A 17,185-nucleotide genomic window follows, 5' to 3' on the forward strand; every position below is an offset into this window, starting at 1 on the left:
TCGGCCGGCAGGCGAGGAAATAATGTGCTTTCAGGGCGCTGGCGCAATCCGGCCAGCAAATTTCGCGCAGCAAACGTGGCGGGCCGAAAGCAACTGTGTTAATGGCGCGACAGACCCCGAACCTTGAGGATTTCAGCCCATGGCAACAGCAGCGGCAGTGTCGAACAAATTCGAATCCTTCTTCGAAACCACGCTTGCCGATGCCGACCCCGAGATTTTCGGCGCCATCCGCAACGAACTCGGCCGCCAGCGCCACGAGATCGAGCTGATTGCCTCGGAAAACATTGTCTCGCGCGCCGTGCTTGAGGCGCAAGGGTCGATCATGACCAACAAATATGCCGAGGGCTATCCGGGCAAGCGCTACTATGGCGGCTGCCAATTCGTCGATGTCGCCGAGGAACTGGCCATTGAACGCGCGAAAAAGCTGTTCGGCTGCAACTTCGCCAACGTCCAGCCGAATTCCGGCAGCCAGATGAACCAGGCGGTGTTCCTGGCGCTGCTGCAGCCCGGCGACACCTTCATGGGCCTCGACCTCAATTCCGGCGGGCACCTGACGCATGGCTCGCCGGTCAATATGAGCGGCAAATGGTTCAAGGTTGTCTCCTATGGCGTGCGCAGGGATGATCATCTGCTCGACATGGATGCGATCGAGAAGACCGCCCATGAGACCAAGCCGAAATTGATCCTGGCCGGCGGCACCGCCTATTCACGCATCTGGGACTGGAAGCGTTTTCGCGAGATTGCCGATTCGATCGGTGCCTATCTGATGGTCGACATGGCCCACATCGCCGGCCTGGTCGCCGGCGGCGTGCATCCTTCGCCGCTGCCGCATGCTCATGTGGTGACCACCACGACGCACAAATCGCTGCGTGGGCCGCGCGGTGGCATGATCCTTTGCAATGACGAGGAGATTGCCAAGAAGATGAATTCGGCCGTCTTCCCCGGCCTGCAGGGCGGACCGCTGATGCATGTCATCGCCGCCAAGGCGGTGGCTCTGGGCGAAGCGCTGAACCCGAGCTTCAAGATATATGCGGAGAGCGTCGTCGCAAATGCCAAGGCGCTGGCCTCCAGCCTGCAGGAAACCGGTCTCGACATCGTCTCCGGCGGTACCGACAACCATCTGATGCTGGTCGATCTGCGTCCCAAGAACGCCACCGGCAAGCGCGCCGAAGCTGCCCTTGGCCGCGCTAACATCACCTGCAACAAGAACGGCATCCCCTTCGATCCGGAAAAGCCCTTCGTGACCTCGGGCGTTCGGCTCGGCACGCCGGCCGGCACCACGCGCGGCTTCGGCCAGGCCGAGTTCCGTGAGATCGGCAAGCTGATCGCCGAAGTGCTGGATGGACTGAAGGTCGCCAATTCCGATGAGGGCAATGCGGCCGTCGAGACAGCCGTGAAGGCCAAGGTGGCGGCATTGACGGATCGTTTTCCGCTTTATCCGTATCTTGGTTGACCGACGCTAGTGACCTCCATGTGCGGGACAATCCCGGTGCGACAGCAAGGCACCTGCGGAGAAGCTCAATGATGCCAACTTTCCGTTTCGCCGGCTTTGGTGCCTTGCTGGCATCGGCTATCTTGCAGCTGTCCGGCCTCGCCTTGGCACAGACCGAGCCGACCCCGGCAGCACCCAAGACAGAGACCTTCGGCAGGTGGTCCACCACGGTGGACGAGGTCAACACCGGTGAGGATGTGCGCAAGACCTGCGCCGCCTCGACGGTCTTTTTCGACGCAAACGGCACCAGCGGCACCCTTACGCTAGCCATCTCGAATGGCGACGTACTGCCGCCCGAGGGCTATCCGAGCCTCATCATCGCCGTGAGAAACGGTGACTTGCCTAAGGGCGACAACATCCCGGCGGTGTTCCGCGACGTCAACGACAAGATCAAGGCTGGTTTTCATCTTATCGCCGACGGCCAGTGGATAGTGAACAACAAGCCCGAGACAACCCTCGCCATACTGCGTGCCATGCGCAGTACCAGCGCCCTCGATGTCAGCTTCGCCGACAAGCCGGTCGCGACCATATCGATGGACGGCTTCACCAAGGCCTATCGCTATCTCGGCACGTCCTGCGGCTTCCCGACCGGCGACGTCGCTCCCTGATTGGCGGATTGCCGTCCAACTGATTGCCGCTCTCGCAATTTTCCTCGTGCCTCGCTATCTCTGAGACGCGATCGGTCATCGGCCATACTTTGCCATCGTGGCAAAAACCTCTAAGCCTTTCGCTCCACGAGAATCGCGAACCGAAGGCTCTCCATGCGCTGTCCCTACTGCCAGTCCGAAGATACGCAGGTGAAGGATTCGCGCCCCGCCGAAGACGGCGCGGCGATCCGCAGGCGGCGCGTCTGCCCGGATTGCGGCGGCCGCTTCACCACTTTCGAGCGCGTCCAATTGCGCGATCTCGTCGTGGTGAAGAAGTCGGGACGCAAGGTGCCGTTCGACCGCGACAAGCTGCTGCGCTCGGTCGAGATTGCGGTACGCAAGCGTAACGTCGACCCGGAGCGCATCGACCGCGCGGTGACCGGCATAGTGCGCCAGCTGGAAAGCTCGGGCGAGACCGAGGTCGCCTCCGGCGAAGTCGGCCGGCTGGTCATGGAGGCGCTTAAGTCGCTCGACGATGTCGCCTATGTGCGCTTTGCCTCCGTCTACCGCAATTTCCGCGAGGCCAAGGATTTCCACGACGTGTTGGGCGAGCTCAAAGGCGACGAGCTCAAAAGTGACGAGCCCAGGGGCCGAGAGCTGAAGAGCGAAGAGGACGCCGGCTGAGCATGGCAGGGTCCGAGCGCAGCACGGCGAAGCAAGAGGTCCTCGATCGCCGCTATATGGCGGCAGCCCTCAGGCTGTCGCGCAAAAATGCCGGCCGGACGTCGACCAATCCTTCCGTCGGCACGCTCATCGTACGCGATGACGGCGACGGGCCAATGATCGTCGGCAGCGGCGTCACGGCCGTCGGCGGCCGGCCGCATGCCGAAACCGAGGCGCTGGCCGAGGCCGGTGAGCTGGCGCAAGGCGCCACCGCCTATGTAACGCTGGAGCCTTGCGCCCATCACGGCCGCACGCCGCCTTGCGCCAATGCGCTGGTCAGCGCCGGCGTGGCGCGGGTGGTTGGCGCTGCCAGCGATCCGGACCCGCGTGTTTCCGGCAAGGGCTACGCCATCTTGCGTGCCGCGGGCGTCGAGGTGATGGAAAAAGTGCTGGCGGCCAAGGCCGCGGAGCAGATGGCCGGCTATTTGATTCGATCTCTGAAAAAACGCCCGGAAGTGATTCTAAAGCTTGCGCTTTCGAGCGACAATAAGATCGGCGTGAAAGGCGAGGGGCAGGTCTCCATTACCGGCGATATCGCGCGGCGCGAAGTCTATCTGATGCGCGCCGAAGCGGACGGCATATTGATCGGCATCGGCACCGCGCTGGAGGACGATCCGGCGCTGACGGTGCGGCTGCCGGGACTTGAGAACCGTTCGCCGGCGCGCATCGTGCTCGACCGCCAGATCAGGCTGCCGGAGACCTCGAAGCTGGTTTCCGGCGTCGACCGGGTCCCGCTCTATGTCGCCGCGTGTGCCGAGGCCGATCCACGTCGGCGGGCCGCGCTCGAACGCACCGGAGTGCGCTTCATCGGCACTGAGACGTATGAAGGCGATATTGCGCTGCCGGAACTGCTCGAGGATCTGGCGGCGCTGGGCATGGCGAGCGTGCTGGTCGAGGGCGGCGCCAAGGTGGCCAAGGCGTTCCTCGACGAACAACTCGTCGATCGCATCGTGCTGTTTCAGGGGCCGGATGCGATCGGCGAGGACGGCATTGCATCGCCGATAGATGCCAACCATATCCCGCCGGGATTTCGCAAATTGCGCGACATGCGTTTCGGCGAAGACACATATGCCGAATGGACAAGAGACATTTAGGACCGAACTGATGTTCACTGGGCCAAAGTAATGTTCACTGGAATCGTCACCGATGTCGGCACCGTCGCCGCCGTGAAGCCGCTCAGGGAAGGCGTCGGTTTGCGCATCGACACCGCCTACGATCCGCAGACCATTGCCATTGGCGCTTCAATTTCGTGCGGCGGCGTCTGCCTGACGGTAACGGGATTGCCGGAAGACGGCGCGAACGCACGCTGGTTCGAAGTCGAGGCCTGGGAAGAAGCACTCAGGCTGACGACCGCGATGGGCTGGAAAACCGGCGCGCGCATCAACCTGGAGCGGGCGCTGAAGATCGGCGACGAGCTTGGCGGCCATATCGTGTCAGGCCATGTCGACGGAATGGCCGAGATCGTGGCCCGCAAGGAAGAGGGTGACGCCGTTCGCTTTACCCTGGAAGCACCGCGCGAGCTTGCCAAATTCATCGCCCCCAAGGGTTCCGTCGCGCTCGACGGCACTTCGCTCACCGTCAACAAGGTCGAAGGCACCCGCTTCGACGTGCTATTGATCCACCACTCGCTGACGGTCACCACCTGGGGCGAACGCCAGGTCGGCGACCGCGTCAACCTCGAGATCGACACCATGGCCCGCTACGCGGCGCGACTGGTGGAGGCGGCCAAAGAGGGACTTTGAGGCGATCGCCCATAAAGTCCATTCCCTGATGCGGCCGCCACCGGGTTGGCCTTGAACGTTCCTTCAGCAATCTTCCGCTTGCGATCAAACCGGCTTCGGCCTAAGTCACCGGCGATCCCCGGAGACATCTATGGCTGGCACATCCCAACACGGCAAAGCGTTCATCCGTCCGAAGAAGAAGGCCCACCTTCTTGTCATCGAGGCGCGCTTTCACGACGACCTTGCGGACGCGTTGCTCGAAGGCGCGACCAGCGCGCTCGACGAAGCGGGCGCGACATACGATGTCGTCACCGTTCCGGGCTCGCTCGAAATCCCGGCGGTGATTTCCTTCGCGCTCGACGGTGCTTCCGAAGGCGGGACGAGCTATGACGGTTTCGTCGCCCTCGGCACGGTGGTCCGCGGCGACACCTATCATTTCGATATCGTCGCCAATGAATCCAGCCGTGCCCTGATGGACCTGTCCGTGCAGGATTCAGTCTGCATCGGCAATGGCATCCTGACCACCGAAAACGACGAACAGGCCTGGACACGGGCCAGGCGCTCCGAAGGCGACAAGGGCGGCTTTGCGGCGCGTGCGGCGCTGACTATGATCGCCCTAAAGGAACAACTGGGAGAGCGAACGTGAGCGAACCCGCTTCGCCCGGCCAGCCTGCGGTTCGCCATGCCAACAAGCGCGGTGCTGCCCGCCTGGCGGCTGTGCAGGCGCTCTACCAGATGGATGTCGCCGGCAGCGGCGTGTTTGAGATCACCGCCGAATACGAGGCGTTCAGGCTCGGCAAGGAAGTCGACGGCGCGCTCTATCGCGAGGCCGATGCGCAATGGTTTCGCGCCATTCTTGCCGGCGTTGTCGAGCACCAGAAGACCATCGATCCGATTATCCGCCAGGCGCTGACCGAGGACTGGCCGCTGTCGAGGCTCGATTCGACGTTGCGCGCCATATTGCGTGCCGGCGTCTACGAATTGATGAAACGCGAGGACGTGCCGGTGGCGGTCATCGTCTCCGAATATGTCGACATCGCCAAGGCATTTTACGAAGAAGACGAGCCGAAACTGGTCAATGCGGTGCTTGATCGCGTGTCGCGCCGCGTGCGTGGCGAGGGCCGCGGCAAGGACGCCTCATGACTGCTATCGTCGTCGTTGAGGCCGGCAAGGAAGCGCGTCGCACCGCTTTCATCCTCGCAGCCTCGCAGGCGATCATCGGTTCGGCGGCACCCATCGCCATTTCCATGGGCGGACTGGCCGGGCAGTACCTCCTCGAAGCCGACAAGTCGCTGGCAACCGCGCCGATCACCGGCTTCAATGTCGGCGTGGCGCTCGGTTCCCTGCCGGCCGCGGCGATCATCCGCCGGCTCGGCCAGCGCGACGGCTTCATGACCGGCACTGCGGTCACAGCGCTTGGCGGGCTGGTCGCTACGTTGGCGCTGTTTCATGCCAGCTTCTGGCTGTTCGCTTTCGGCCTTGCCGTGATCGGGATCGGCGGTGCCTTTGTCCAGCAATTCCGCTTTGCCGCCGCCGACAATGCTCCGCCTGAATTCAAGGCGCGCGCCATCTCCTTCGTGCTGGCCGGCGGCATCGTCACCGCCATACTTGGGCCGCAGATCGTCATTTTCACCGGCGACCTGTTCTCGCCGGTGAAGTTTGCCGGCTCGTTTGCGTCCATCCTGGTGCTGGCGGCGGTTGGCGCCGCCATCCTCTCTTTATTGCGCATCCCAGCCAAGGCAACCGAGAAGGTGGAAATCGCCGACAGCGACGCCCGGCCGCTCTTAGAAATCGTCACCAGGCCGCGCTTCGTCGCGGCGCTGTTTTGCGCCATCGGCAGCTACGCGCTGATGAGCTTCGTCATGACCGGCGCGCCACTGGCCATGGTCGGCTGCGGCCTTTCGACCGACGACGCCACGCTCGGCATTTCCTGGCATGTGATGGCGATGTTCGCGCCGAGCTTCTTCACGGGGTCGCTGATTTATCGTTTTGGCGCGGAGCGGATCGTGGCCATCGGCCTGGTGCTGCTCATTGGCTGCGGTATAGTCGCGCTGTCGGGGTTGGCACTGTGGCAGTTCTGGACAACGCTGATCCTGCTCGGCCTCGGCTGGAACTTCAGCTTCATCGGCGCCACCGCCATGGTGGCTGACAGCTACCAGCCATCCGAAAAAGGCAAGGTCCAGGGGTTCCACGATTTCGTCCTGTTCGGCTCCGTCGCCTTCGCCTCGCTGATGTCGGGCGCAGTCTACAATGCCTGGGGCTGGGAGATGCTGAACTGGATGATTTTTCCGGTCGTCGCGCTGTGCTTCGTGGCACTGGGCGTGTTGAAGATGACGGGCTTGCGTGCGGCCAGCTGACGCCACGCTGTCGGGACGAGACAACAGCGGATTCACCCAAATCCGAACAAAATTATTGCGTCCATCACCCTTCTTATGAAACCGTGTACCCCGACGGGGCATCGAAGCCATGCTCATATGCGGCAGCCATATTCCGGTTCACAGCAAGGGATTTGTGAGATGTTTTCAATCAAGGTTCTGGCCGGCACCGTGCTGGCGCTCGGCATCACGGTGGCCTCGGCGAGTGCCCAGGTGGTGGTGTCGTCGAAGATCGACACCGAGGGCGGCGTGCTCGGCAACATCATCCAGCTGGTGCTGAACGCCAATAATATCCAGACCACCGACCGCATCCAACTCGGCGGCACGCCTGTGGTACGCAAGGCAATTACGGCCGGCGAGATCGACATCTATCCGGAATACACCGGCAACGCCGCATTCTTCTTCGAGAAGGCCGACGATCCGGTGTGGAAGGATGCCGCTAAGGCCTACGAGACTGCCAAGAAGCTCGATTACGACGCCAACAAGATCGTCTGGCTGTCCCCGTCACCGGCTAACAACACCTGGGCGATCGCCCTGCGTAAGGAGGTCGCCGATACCAACAAGCTCGTCACCCTTTCCGACTTCGGCAAATATGTCTCGGGCGGCGGCAAGGTGGTGCTGGCGGCGTCCGCCGAGTTCGTCAATTCGGCGGCCGCGCTGCCCGCTTTCCAGAAGACCTATGGCTTTACGCTGAAGCCGGACCAGTTGATCACGCTGTCGGGCGGCGATACGGCGGCGACCATTGCCGCTGCGGCCAACCAGACCAACGGCGCCAACGCGGCCATGGTCTACGGCACCGACGGCGGCATCGCGCCCTCCGGCCTCGTCGTGCTTGAGGACGACAAGGGTGTGCAGCCGGTTTACCAGCCGGCGCCGATCATCCGCGAGGCGGTGCTGAAGGAGCACCCGGAAATCGAGACGCTGCTGAAGCCGGTCTTCGCCAAGCTCGATCTCGTCACGCTGCAGGAGTTGAATGGCCGCGTCCAGGTTGGCGGCGAACCGGTCAAGGGCGTCGCCGAAGGCTTTTTGAAAAAGAACGGCTTCCTCAAGTAAGGCGATTCCGGCGCGCCGCTTTCGAGGTGCGCGGATCGGCCGATGGGGGAGGGCGTGCGCATCCGGTTTGACAAGCTCGGCGTGGTTATCGCGGCGATATCAGCCTATGCGGCTTTTGCGGCACCATTCGCCACGTTCCGCGCCAATCGCATCGTACCCGGCGAGGCGCGCTCGATCCTCGAATCTTTGCCTGCGGCGGTCGGTCCGCTATTGATGGCGATTGTTGTCGCAGCGGCGCTCATTGCATTGCTGAAAACGCCGCTTGCTCTGCGCCTCGCCGCCAGTGTGGTTCCACTTGCAGCGCTGGCGCTGCTGATCGGCGTTGCCGGCAGCTTCCTGACGCCCGCCGGCAACACCTTCGCCCGTATCTCGCCGGCTTCGGGCTTCTGGCTGTTTATCTTCGCCTTCACGCTTCTGCTCGCCGACGTGCTTACAAGGCTAAACCTGTCGCCGCAGGCACGCGTCGGCGTGCTTGTTGTCGCCGCAGCGGCGATCGGCCTGCTGCTGGTCTCGGGGAGCTGGAACAGCCTGTCGATCCTCAAGGAATATTTCAATCGCGCCGATAGTTTTTGGGCGGAAGGCTCCAAGCACGTGACGCTGGCGCTGGGTTCGCTGGCGGCAGCAGTGATTATCGGCCTGCCGCTCGGCATCCTCTGCCACCGCGTCGAGAAATTGCGGGCCGGCGTGCTCAACGTGCTGAACATCATTCAGACCATTCCTTCGATCGCGCTGTTCGGCCTCTTGATAGCACCGCTCGGCTGGGTCGCTTCGCATGTGCCGGGTGCTGCCGCGCTCGGCATTCGCGGCATCGGCACGGCGCCGGCTTTCGTCGCCCTGTTCCTCTATTCACTGCTGCCGGTGGTGGCCAACACCGTGGTCGGCCTTGCCGGTGTGCCGCGTGCCGCCAACGACGCAGCGCGCGGCATGGGCATGACCGACCGCCAGCGGCTGTTCGGCGTCGAGTTTCCGCTGGCTTTCCCGGTGATCCTCACCGGCATTCGCATCGTGCTGGTGCAGAATATCGGCCTCGCCACCATTGCCGCGCTGATCGGCGGCGGCGGCTTTGGCGTATTCGTATTCCAGGGAGTCGGCCAGACGGCGATGGACCTGGTGCTGCTCGGTGCCGTGCCGACGGTGGCGCTGGCCTTCGCCGCCGCCATCATCCTCGATGCAGTGATCGAAATGAGCGCCAGCAAGCGCAGGGTTTAAACGGCATGATCGAGATCGAAGGCATCACCAAGCGCTACGGCGAGACGACAGTGGTCGACGACGTGTCGATAGTAATCGAGCCGCGCAGCATCGCCGTCATCGTCGGCACCTCCGGCTCCGGCAAGACGACGCTGCTTCGCATGATCAACCGGCTGGTCGAGCCGACATCGGGCGTGATCAAGCTCGACGGCGTCGACAACCGCTCGGTGCCTGATTATGAGCTGCGTCGCAGCATCGGCTATGCCATCCAGGGCCACGGTCTGTTTCCGCATCGCACGGTGGCACAGAACATCGCCACTGTGCCGGTATTGCTCGGCTGGGACGCCAACCGCATCAAAGCCCGCGTCGACGAGCTGATGACGCTATATCAGCTCGACCCGCAAGCCTACGGGCCACGCTATCCGCATGAGCTTTCCGGCGGCCAGCAGCAGCGCGTCGGCGTCGCCCGGGCGCTTGCCGCGGAACCCAACGTGCTGTTGATGGATGAGCCGTTCGGCGCGCTCGATCCAATCATCCGCAACAAGGCGCAGGACGATCTGCTGGCGATCCAGAAGCGCTTCGGCACCACCATCATCCTAGTCACCCATGACATGGAAGAGGCCGTTCACATGGGCGACAAGATCGCGGTGATGGATGGCGGCAAAGTAGTGCAATATGCCGCGCCGGCCGAGATACTGGCGAAACCGGCCAGCGCGTTTGTCGAGACCCTGGTTGGCGCCAGCGAAAAACCGTTCCGGCTGTTATCGCTTGGCCGGGTGCGCGACGCGGTGGAAAAAGGCACGGCCGAAGGCGAGGCGATCCCCGGTGATGCCAGCCAACGCGACGCGTTGGCCGAACTCCTGTGGTCGGGCCGCCCGGCACTGCCCGTGAAAGATACTGATGGCAAATCGCTTGGCCGCGTCACTGTGGATGGACTGGTTAAACGCGCGGCGAGGCCGGCATGAAAGCCTGGCTTCCATCACTGCTCAGGCTTGCCCTGGTGGTGCTGCTTATTGCCTTCGTCACCAATCCCGGCTGGTTCGAACCGCTGCTGAAGCCGCTGACAGAGAACAACGCGCCGGTAATCTACAATCAGGGCAGCCTTTTGACGTTGACGCTGCTGCATCTGCGGACCGTCCTGATCGCAACGGTTGCCGCGACGATCGTTGCGGTCGCGCTCGCCATTCTGGTCACCAGGCCAGCCGGCGCCGAATTCCTGCCGCTGTCGCGCAGCCTGGTCAATATCGGCCAGACCTTTCCGCCGGTGGCGGTGCTGGCGCTTGCCGTGCCGGCCGTCGGCTTCGGCGAAAAGCCGACGCTGATTGCGTTGTTTCTCTATGGCCTGCTGCCGATCTTCGAGAACGCGCTGACCGGCCTGACGACGCTGCCGGCCAATGTCGTCGAGGCGGCGCGTGGCGCCGGCATGACCGGCTGGCAAAGGCTGGTCAAGGTCGAACTGCCGCTCAGCGCGCCGATCATCCTCGGCGGTATCCGGCTGTCGGTGGTGATCAGCCTCGCCACCGCGACCATCGGCTCGACAGTGGCGGCGAGGACATTGGGCGAGGTGATCATCGCCGGCCTGCTGTCGAACAACCTCGCCTTCATCCTGCAGGGCGGTCTGATCGTCGCCGCCCTTGCCGTGCTGATCTATGACGGGCTGTCGGCGATCGAGCGCTACACGGGCCGGCGCATGGGGCGCGAGGTGGAGTAGCCCCTCGGGGCAAAGCTCGCTTCTTTCAACGGCCACTCGAACGCGCCGGATGATCGAGCGTCAGTTCGAGCGTGGTGCCCGTCTCGCTGGCGATCCAGCGGCGGCGGATGATGGCGAAATCGTGCTGTGTGCCGGCTCTAACCACAGAGACTAAGTCGCCCACCGCGCAATAGCTGTCGAGATCGAGGGTTTCGAGAATCGCGGCAATGTCTTGCTTCCCGGCGTAATGTCTCGCGACAGTCGTGAGCACTATGATCACTGGTCCCCCCGTTGCGCGATCTTCGGGACTCGGCGATTGATGAGTGCGATGCCCCGATCTTTCAGCAGGAGTTCTTGCCATGACCGCGCGTTTCTCCAAGATCGTCATGTGTTTGTATCTGGCGGCTTTCGCCTTCCTTGTCGCCTTCGGCAACATCACCGATTACGGCTCAAACTTCGCCTTTGTCCAGCATGTGCTGAGCATGGACACGACCTTTCCCGGCAACGCCCTGATGTACCGCTCGATCACCAACCCGTCGCTGTGGACGGCGGGCTACTGGCTGATCATCATTGGCGAGGCGCTGACCTGCTTGCTCTACCTAGTCGCCGCCTGGCGACTCTGGCAGGCGCGCAACGCCAGCGGACAGGCATTCAACGATGCCAAGAAGTTCGCCATCATAGCCGCCACCATGGGTTTCCTCGTTTGGTATTTCGGCTTCATGGTCGTTGGCGGCGAGTGGTTTGCCATGTGGCAGTCTTCGACATGGAATGGTCAGGAGGCGGCGTTCAAATTCTACATGACAATGCTGGTGGTGCTGATCTTCGTCGTCCAGCCGGACGGCGACCCGCGCAAAGTTTGACGGCCGTTCGCCGATTTCAATCGATCTAATCGGATGGCAGTGTCGAAAGGCGCGCTGCCGTCCAGCCTTTTGGATGAAACCCGGGATGTTTTGAGCGAAAACCGGACAAAAACCGAACAATATCTTGACGTTCCGAGCCCTGTTTCGCATAAGCCGCTGCGAAGGGACGGATTCCGGTTGCGGAAAATTCGTCCCCTGTCTCAACGGCCCGGGGAGGGGTTCTTTTGGGCCACCAATCGAGGAAAATTCGGCAATGACCATACTTTCAGCTGTCATCGCCTGCGGTCTGCTTTCAGTCCTTTACGCCATCTGGGCGACACGTTCGGTCCTCGCGGCCGATCAGGGCAATGCACGCATGCAGGAAATTTCCGCGGCCATCCGCGAAGGCGCGCAAGCCTATCTGGCGCGCCAGTACACCACAATCGCCATCGTCGGCGTCGTGGTCCTGCTGCTCGCCTGGTGGCTGCTTTCGATCACCGCCGCCATCGGCTTCCTGATCGGCGCCGTTCTATCGGGCGCCGCTGGCTTCATCGGCATGCACGTCTCGGTGCGCGCCAATGTGCGCACCGCGCAGGCGGCTTCCAACAGCCTCGCTGCCGGCCTCGAGATCGCCTTCAAGTCTGGGGCTATCACTGGCATGCTGGTTGCTGGCCTGGCCCTGCTTGGCGTCTCGATCTATTACCTGATCCTGACCCAGTTCATGGGCCTTCAGCCCGATGACCGTGTCGTCATCGACTCGTTGGTTTCGCTTGGCTTCGGCGCCTCGCTGATTTCGATCTTCGCTCGTCTCGGCGGCGGCATCTTCACCAAGGGCGCCGACGTCGGCGGCGATCTCGTCGGCAAGGTTGAAGCCGGCATTCCCGAAGACGATCCACGCAATCCGGCCACCATCGCCGACAATGTCGGCGACAATGTCGGCGATTGCGCCGGCATGGCCGCCGATCTGTTCGAGACCTATGCGGTGACCGTGGTCGCCACCATGGTCCTTGCCGCCATCTTTTTCGGTGGCACCGCCGTTCTCGGCGCGACCATGCTCTATCCGCTGGCCATCTGCGGCGCCTGCATTCTCACCTCGATCGCCGGCACCTTCTTCGTCAAGCTCGGTTCCAGCGGCTCAATCATGGGCGCTCTCTACAAGGGCCTGATCGTCACCGGCCTGCTGTCAATTGTCGGCCTTGCCGTCGCCACTTCGGCATGCATCGGCTGGGGTGAGATCGGCACCGTCGCCGGCATGGCCATCACCGGCACGAACCTGTTCATCTGCGGCCTGGTCGGCCTTGTGGTGACAGGCCTCATCGTGGTGATCACCGAATATTATACCGGCACCAACAAGCGTCCGGTGAACTCCATCGCCCAGGCCTCGGTCACCGGTCACGGCACCAACGTCATCCAGGGCCTGGCGGTCTCGCTCGAAGCGACGGCGTTGCCGGCGATCGTCATCGTCGGCGGCATCATCTCGACATACCAGCTCGCCGGCCTCTACGGCACGGCGATCGCGGTGACGACGATGCTTGGCCTCGCCGGCATGATCGTCGCGCTCGATGCCTTCGGCCCAGTCACCGACAATGCCGGCGGCATTGCCGAAATGGCCGGCCTGCCCAAGGAAGTGCGCCAGTCCACCGACGCGCTCGACGCTGTCGGCAACACCACCAAAGCGGTAACCAAGGGCTACGCCATCGGGTCGGCCGGCCTCGGCGCGCTGGTGCTGTTTGCGGCCTACTCTAACGACCTGAAGTTCTTTGCCGCCAATAGCGACAAATACCCCTACTTCCAGGGCATGGGCGACGTCTCCTTCGACCTCTCCAATCCTTATGTCGTCGCCGGCCTGATCTTCGGCGGCCTGATCCCGTATCTGTTCGGCGGCATCGCCATGACCGCCGTCGGCCGCGCCGCCGGTGCTATCGTCGAGGAGGTGCGCAAGCAGTTCCGCGAGGATCCGGGCATCATGGCCGGCACCTCGAAGCCGAACTATGCGCGCGCCGTCGACCTTCTGACCAAGGCAGCGATCCGGGAGATGATCGTTCCATCACTGCTGCCGGTGCTGGCGCCGCTGGTGGTCTATTTCGGTGTCCTCCTGATCTCCGGTTCGAAGGCATCCGCCTTTGCCGCGCTCGGCGCCTCGCTGCTCGGCGTCATCGTCAACGGCCTTTTCGTTGCCATCTCGATGACCTCCGGCGGCGGTGCCTGGGACAACGCCAAGAAGTCGTTCGAAGATGGTTTCGTCGACAAGGACGGCCTCAAGCACCTCAAGGGCTCCGAAGCACACAAGGCCTCTGTGACCGGCGACACGGTCGGCGATCCCTATAAGGATACTGCTGGGCCGGCGGTCAACCCGGCGATCAAGATCACGAACATCGTCGCGCTGCTGCTATTGGCCGTGCTCGCGCACGGCTAAGCTCGGTCGCCACGGCTCAAGACAAAAACCCGCGGGATCGCTCCCGCGGGTTTTCATTGCCTGAGATGTGCCGCCGCTTACAGGGAAGCGAAAAGAAAAGAAGCCGACACCGTCGAGTGGATCAGGTGCCGCCGAGCGTACTGCCGCCGCTGGCGCCCGGAACACCAGGCGTCAGCTTGCTGGCGCCACTGATGATCTGGCTGAGGAAGTTCTGGTCCTTGCCGCCGGTCGGCGTGGTGCGCGAGATGAAGTCAAACACCTTGCCGTCCTTCAGGCCGTAATTGGCGATCTGGGTGACGCGCCCGTCATCGCCAAAATAGACCGCCAGCACATGCTGGTCGACTAGCCGCGGCTTGTCGAAGGCGACATATCGCTTGCGCGTCTGCGAAATGTAATAAAAGGCCTCGTTGTCGAAGGTCGCCTTCGTCGAGGGAGTGCCGAGCGCCAGCAGCACCTGTTCGCGGCTCGAGCCGACCGGCACCAGGTCGATCGCCTGCTGGTCGATGACGTAGCCCTGCGTCAGCGTCTCGCTCGGATTGAGATCGCCGATCATCTTGGACGAATTGCAGGCGGAAAGCGCCGCAGCGATCACCAGCAGCGAAACCGCACCGGCGGGCCTAGGCAGGAAAGTCGACTTGAATTTCAGCGCGCGCAACTACAACTCCATAAGCTGGCCGCAACTTGCGCTGGGCCGCAAAACCGGTAAACCAGCTTGCTTGCCGATGCAACAAGGCCACTTCAACAAACGGTCCCGGGAGACCACCCTCAAATGTTCCAGCGCCTCTTTGGCCGCGAACGTCACGCCAACCGCGCCATCACCGAGGCGCTTTACGCACAAATCGTGGCGGCGGCGCGGCAACCGGTGTTTTATTCCGCCTGGAACGTGCCGGACACGCCGCTCGGCCGCTTCGAGATGCTGTCGTTGCACATGTTCCTGTTCCAGCACCGGTTGCGCGGCGAGGGCGGTGCTGCGGCAGAGGTTGCGCAGGTGCTGATCGACGAGTTCTTCATGGATGTCGAACATTCGTTGCGGGAATTGGGCATTGGCGACGTCGGCGTGCCGAAGCGAATGCGGAAACTGGCGAAGATGTTCTATGGCCGTACCGCCGCCTATGACGATGCGCTGAAACGAAATGACCATGATGCGCTTGCCGCCGCCCTTTCCCGCAATGTCAGGCCGGATGCCGGCGCCTGGCCGCAAGCGTCGCAACTGGCACTCTATGCCGCCGATGCATCAAGGCAACTCACGCAACAGCCGACCGAATCGATCGTTTCCGGCACGGTGGCATTTCCAGTGGCCAACTCTGAGCGAAGGCAGGCCGAATGAAGGCGGCGAAGTGGAGGCGAAGATGAAACATCCTGATACCCACAGCCCAGTGTCATTCCTGGCAAATGTCGCCCGGATGCCGCAAAAAGGGCTGCCGGTGGTGATCGATGCCGACGCCGGGCAGCGCGCCATACTGGCCGTCGAGCATGAGCTGCTTTCGGTCGAGAACTATCGCGCCGAACTTCTGATCGAGCCGTGGAAGCGCAATGGGGTGAAAGTCAGCGGCCATGTCGAGGCCGATATAACGCAGGCCTGCATCGTCACTCTCGACCCGGTCGAGGCGCATATCGACGAGCCGGTCGAGGCGCTGTTCCTGCCGGAACAATCCAAGCTCGGGCGGCAAGGTTTCGACGGTGGCGGTGAGATCCTGCTCGACGCCGAAGGGCCGGACAGCCCGGAAACCTTTTCCGGCGACGCGATCGACGTCGGGGCGCTTGCCGAACAGTTCTTTGGCTTGGCGATCGATCCCTATCCGCGCAAGCCGGGTGTGTCGCTGGAGGCCGCCGGCGATGCCGAGCCTGTGGAGAATGAATTCCAGCAAAAGCTCAGATCACTGCTGGGAAAATCCTGATGGCTGACCCAATTTGAGAAAAGTTGGTTGTGCGGCAGCCCAAAACCGTTATTTTCGCCGAACCTTCGCGAGCCCCGTACCTTGGCAAGCCCGCTGGCCAAGCAACCGTGAGATGAACACCGCGTGATCAGGATTTCCATCGATGCCATGGGCGGCGATCACGGGCCAAGCGTGGTCATCCCGGCGCTCATGACTGTCGCCACCCGCCGTCCGGACATACGCTTCGTCATCTATGGGCGCGAAGAAGCGGTAAGGCCTGAACTCGCCAAATTCCCCAAGCTAGCGGAGGTGAGCGAGTTCATCCACTGCGAGATCGCAGTCCGGATGGACGACAAGCCGAGCCAGGCACTGCGCCATGGCCGCTGGAAGTCATCGATGTGGAAAGCCGTCGAAGCGGTCAAGGCAGGCACTGCGGACGCCTGCATCTCGGCTGGCAATACCGGCGCACTGATGGCGATGTCCAGATTCTGCCTTCGCACCATGGCGACCATCGACCGCCCGGCGATTGCGGCGCTCTGGCCGACATTGCGCGGCGAAAGCGTGGTGCTGGACGTCGGCGCAACCATCGGTGCGGATGCGCATCAACTGGTTGATTTTGCCATTCTGGGTACCGGCATGGCGCGCTCGGTTTTCGGCATCGAACGGCCGAGCGTCGGCCTGCTCAATGTCGGCGTCGAGGAGATCAAGGGTCAGGAGGAGGTCAAGGAAGCAGGCCGTATGCTGCGCGAGGCCAACATGGCCTCGATGAACTACCATGGCTTTGTCGAGGGTGACGACATCGGCAAGGGCAGTGTCGACGTCGTCGTTACCGAAGGATTTGCCGGCAATATCGCGCTCAAGACGGCGGAAGGCACGGTCAGGCAGATCGCCGGCTACCTGCGCGCCGCGATGAACCGGACACTGATGGCCAGGATCGGCTATATCTTCGCCAAGACCGCCTTCGATCGCCTGCGCGAGAAGATGGATGTCGGCCGCTCCAATGGCGGCGTCTTCCTGGGATTGAACGGCATCGTGGTGAAAAGCCATGGCGGGGCTGATTCGGATGGCTTCGCTGCGGCGATCGAGCTCGGCTACGACATGGTGCGCAACAATCTGCTTGACCGCATCGAGGCCGATCNCGATCTCGACCTGTTCCATGCCCGCAATCCGAATGCCCAGACAATCCGGAAATCCGACGTCGTCATCGACGCAAAGGAATAGGAA

General features: G+C 62.7%; 19 protein-coding genes. 17 read left to right on the plus strand and 2 right to left on the minus strand.

Features of this window, described 5'->3' with window-relative positions; all coding sequences use genetic code 11:
* The first annotated feature begins 139 nt into the window (after window positions 1-139).
* The 12 genes from glyA to X760_RS44800 all read left to right on the plus strand — a co-directional run bounded on the left by glyA (window position 140) and on the right by X760_RS44800 (window position 10,850).
* Window positions 140-1,453: a serine hydroxymethyltransferase gene (gene glyA / locus X760_RS44750; RefSeq protein WP_023717273.1), complete on the plus strand. Its 1,314-nt coding sequence runs from the start codon at window positions 140-142 to the stop codon at window positions 1,451-1,453.
* 68 nt (window positions 1,454-1,521) lie between these two features.
* Entirely contained in the window at window positions 1,522-2,100 is a 579-nt protein-coding gene (locus tag X760_RS44755; RefSeq protein ID WP_031193486.1) for a hypothetical protein, read from the plus strand.
* 153 nt (window positions 2,101-2,253) lie between these two features.
* The gene (gene nrdR, locus X760_RS44760; RefSeq protein WP_023717275.1) at window positions 2,254-2,763 is read left to right on the plus strand and encodes a transcriptional regulator NrdR; all 510 of its coding nucleotides are present in this window, start codon (window positions 2,254-2,256) and stop codon (window positions 2,761-2,763) included.
* Between the two features lie 2 nt (window positions 2,764-2,765).
* A complete protein-coding gene (ribD, locus tag X760_RS44765; protein ID WP_023717276.1) occupies window positions 2,766-3,896 on the plus strand; it encodes a bifunctional diaminohydroxyphosphoribosylaminopyrimidine deaminase/5-amino-6-(5-phosphoribosylamino)uracil reductase RibD in 1,131 nt (376 codons plus the stop codon).
* 30 nt (window positions 3,897-3,926) lie between these two features.
* On the plus strand, window positions 3,927-4,544 hold the full coding sequence (locus X760_RS44770; RefSeq protein ID WP_023717277.1) for a riboflavin synthase: 618 nt from the start codon (window positions 3,927-3,929) through the stop codon (window positions 4,542-4,544).
* Between the two features lie 130 nt (window positions 4,545-4,674).
* The gene (ribH, locus tag X760_RS44775) at window positions 4,675-5,169 is read left to right on the plus strand and encodes a 6,7-dimethyl-8-ribityllumazine synthase (RefSeq protein ID WP_023717278.1); all 495 of its coding nucleotides are present in this window, start codon (window positions 4,675-4,677) and stop codon (window positions 5,167-5,169) included.
* Window positions 5,166-5,666 carry a transcription antitermination factor NusB gene (gene nusB, locus X760_RS44780; protein WP_023717279.1) on the plus strand — a complete coding sequence of 167 codons (501 nt, stop codon included), beginning with the start codon at window positions 5,166-5,168 and terminating at the stop codon, window positions 5,664-5,666. The genes ribH and nusB overlap by 4 nt, the downstream gene beginning before the upstream one ends.
* Entirely contained in the window at window positions 5,663-6,880 is a 1,218-nt protein-coding gene (locus X760_RS44785; RefSeq protein ID WP_023717280.1) for an MFS transporter, read from the plus strand. The genes nusB and X760_RS44785 overlap by 4 nt, the downstream gene beginning before the upstream one ends.
* Before the next feature lie 159 nt (window positions 6,881-7,039).
* A complete protein-coding gene (locus X760_RS44790; protein WP_023717281.1) occupies window positions 7,040-7,951 on the plus strand; it encodes an ABC transporter substrate-binding protein in 912 nt (303 codons plus the stop codon).
* A 42-nt stretch (window positions 7,952-7,993) separates the two neighbouring features.
* Window positions 7,994-9,160 carry an ABC transporter permease gene (locus X760_RS0137050; protein ID WP_031193490.1) on the plus strand — a complete coding sequence of 389 codons (1,167 nt, stop codon included), beginning with the start codon at window positions 7,994-7,996 and terminating at the stop codon, window positions 9,158-9,160.
* Window positions 9,161-9,165: 5 nt separating this feature from the next.
* Complete coding sequence (locus X760_RS44795; protein ID WP_023717282.1) at window positions 9,166-10,104, plus strand: ABC transporter ATP-binding protein; 939 nt, start codon at window positions 9,166-9,168, stop codon at window positions 10,102-10,104.
* The gene (locus X760_RS44800; protein WP_023717283.1) at window positions 10,101-10,850 is read left to right on the plus strand and encodes an ABC transporter permease; all 750 of its coding nucleotides are present in this window, start codon (window positions 10,101-10,103) and stop codon (window positions 10,848-10,850) included. The genes X760_RS44795 and X760_RS44800 overlap by 4 nt, the downstream gene beginning before the upstream one ends.
* Window positions 10,851-10,875: 25 nt before the next feature.
* Here the strand turns inward: X760_RS44800 and X760_RS44805 are convergent, their stop codons facing one another.
* Window positions 10,876-11,109, minus strand: a complete 234-nt coding sequence (locus X760_RS44805; protein WP_023717284.1) for a hypothetical protein — start codon at window positions 11,107-11,109, stop codon at window positions 10,876-10,878.
* Between the two features lie 79 nt (window positions 11,110-11,188).
* On the opposite strand from X760_RS44805, the gene X760_RS44810 reads away from it, so the two are divergent.
* Complete coding sequence (locus X760_RS44810) at window positions 11,189-11,689, plus strand: DUF2165 domain-containing protein (protein WP_023717285.1); 501 nt, start codon at window positions 11,189-11,191, stop codon at window positions 11,687-11,689.
* 253 nt (window positions 11,690-11,942) lie between these two features.
* The gene (locus X760_RS44815; RefSeq protein ID WP_023717286.1) at window positions 11,943-14,084 is read left to right on the plus strand and encodes a sodium-translocating pyrophosphatase; all 2,142 of its coding nucleotides are present in this window, start codon (window positions 11,943-11,945) and stop codon (window positions 14,082-14,084) included.
* Window positions 14,085-14,205: 121 nt separating this feature from the next.
* Here the strand turns inward: X760_RS44815 and X760_RS44820 are convergent, their stop codons facing one another.
* On the minus strand, window positions 14,206-14,739 hold the full coding sequence (locus tag X760_RS44820; RefSeq protein WP_023717287.1) for an outer membrane protein assembly factor BamE: 534 nt from the start codon (window positions 14,737-14,739) through the stop codon (window positions 14,206-14,208).
* A gap of 114 nt (window positions 14,740-14,853) precedes the next feature.
* Here X760_RS44820 and X760_RS44825 point away from each other — a divergent pair, with 114 nt between their 5' ends.
* The 3 genes from X760_RS44825 to plsX all read left to right on the plus strand — a co-directional run bounded on the left by X760_RS44825 (window position 14,854) and on the right by plsX (window position 17,182).
* Complete coding sequence (locus tag X760_RS44825) at window positions 14,854-15,411, plus strand: ubiquinol-cytochrome C chaperone family protein (protein WP_023717288.1); 558 nt, start codon at window positions 14,854-14,856, stop codon at window positions 15,409-15,411.
* 22 nt (window positions 15,412-15,433) lie between these two features.
* Window positions 15,434-15,982 carry a DUF177 domain-containing protein gene (locus tag X760_RS44830; RefSeq protein WP_023717289.1) on the plus strand — a complete coding sequence of 183 codons (549 nt, stop codon included), beginning with the start codon at window positions 15,434-15,436 and terminating at the stop codon, window positions 15,980-15,982.
* A gap of 123 nt (window positions 15,983-16,105) precedes the next feature.
* A complete protein-coding gene (plsX, locus tag X760_RS44835; protein ID WP_023717290.1) occupies window positions 16,106-17,182 on the plus strand; it encodes a phosphate acyltransferase PlsX in 1,077 nt (358 codons plus the stop codon).
* Window positions 17,183-17,185: the final 3 nt, after the last annotated feature.

The sequence above is a fragment of the Mesorhizobium sp. LSHC420B00 genome (genome assembly GCF_000503055.1).
GTDB lineage: Bacteria > Pseudomonadota > Alphaproteobacteria > Rhizobiales > Rhizobiaceae > Mesorhizobium.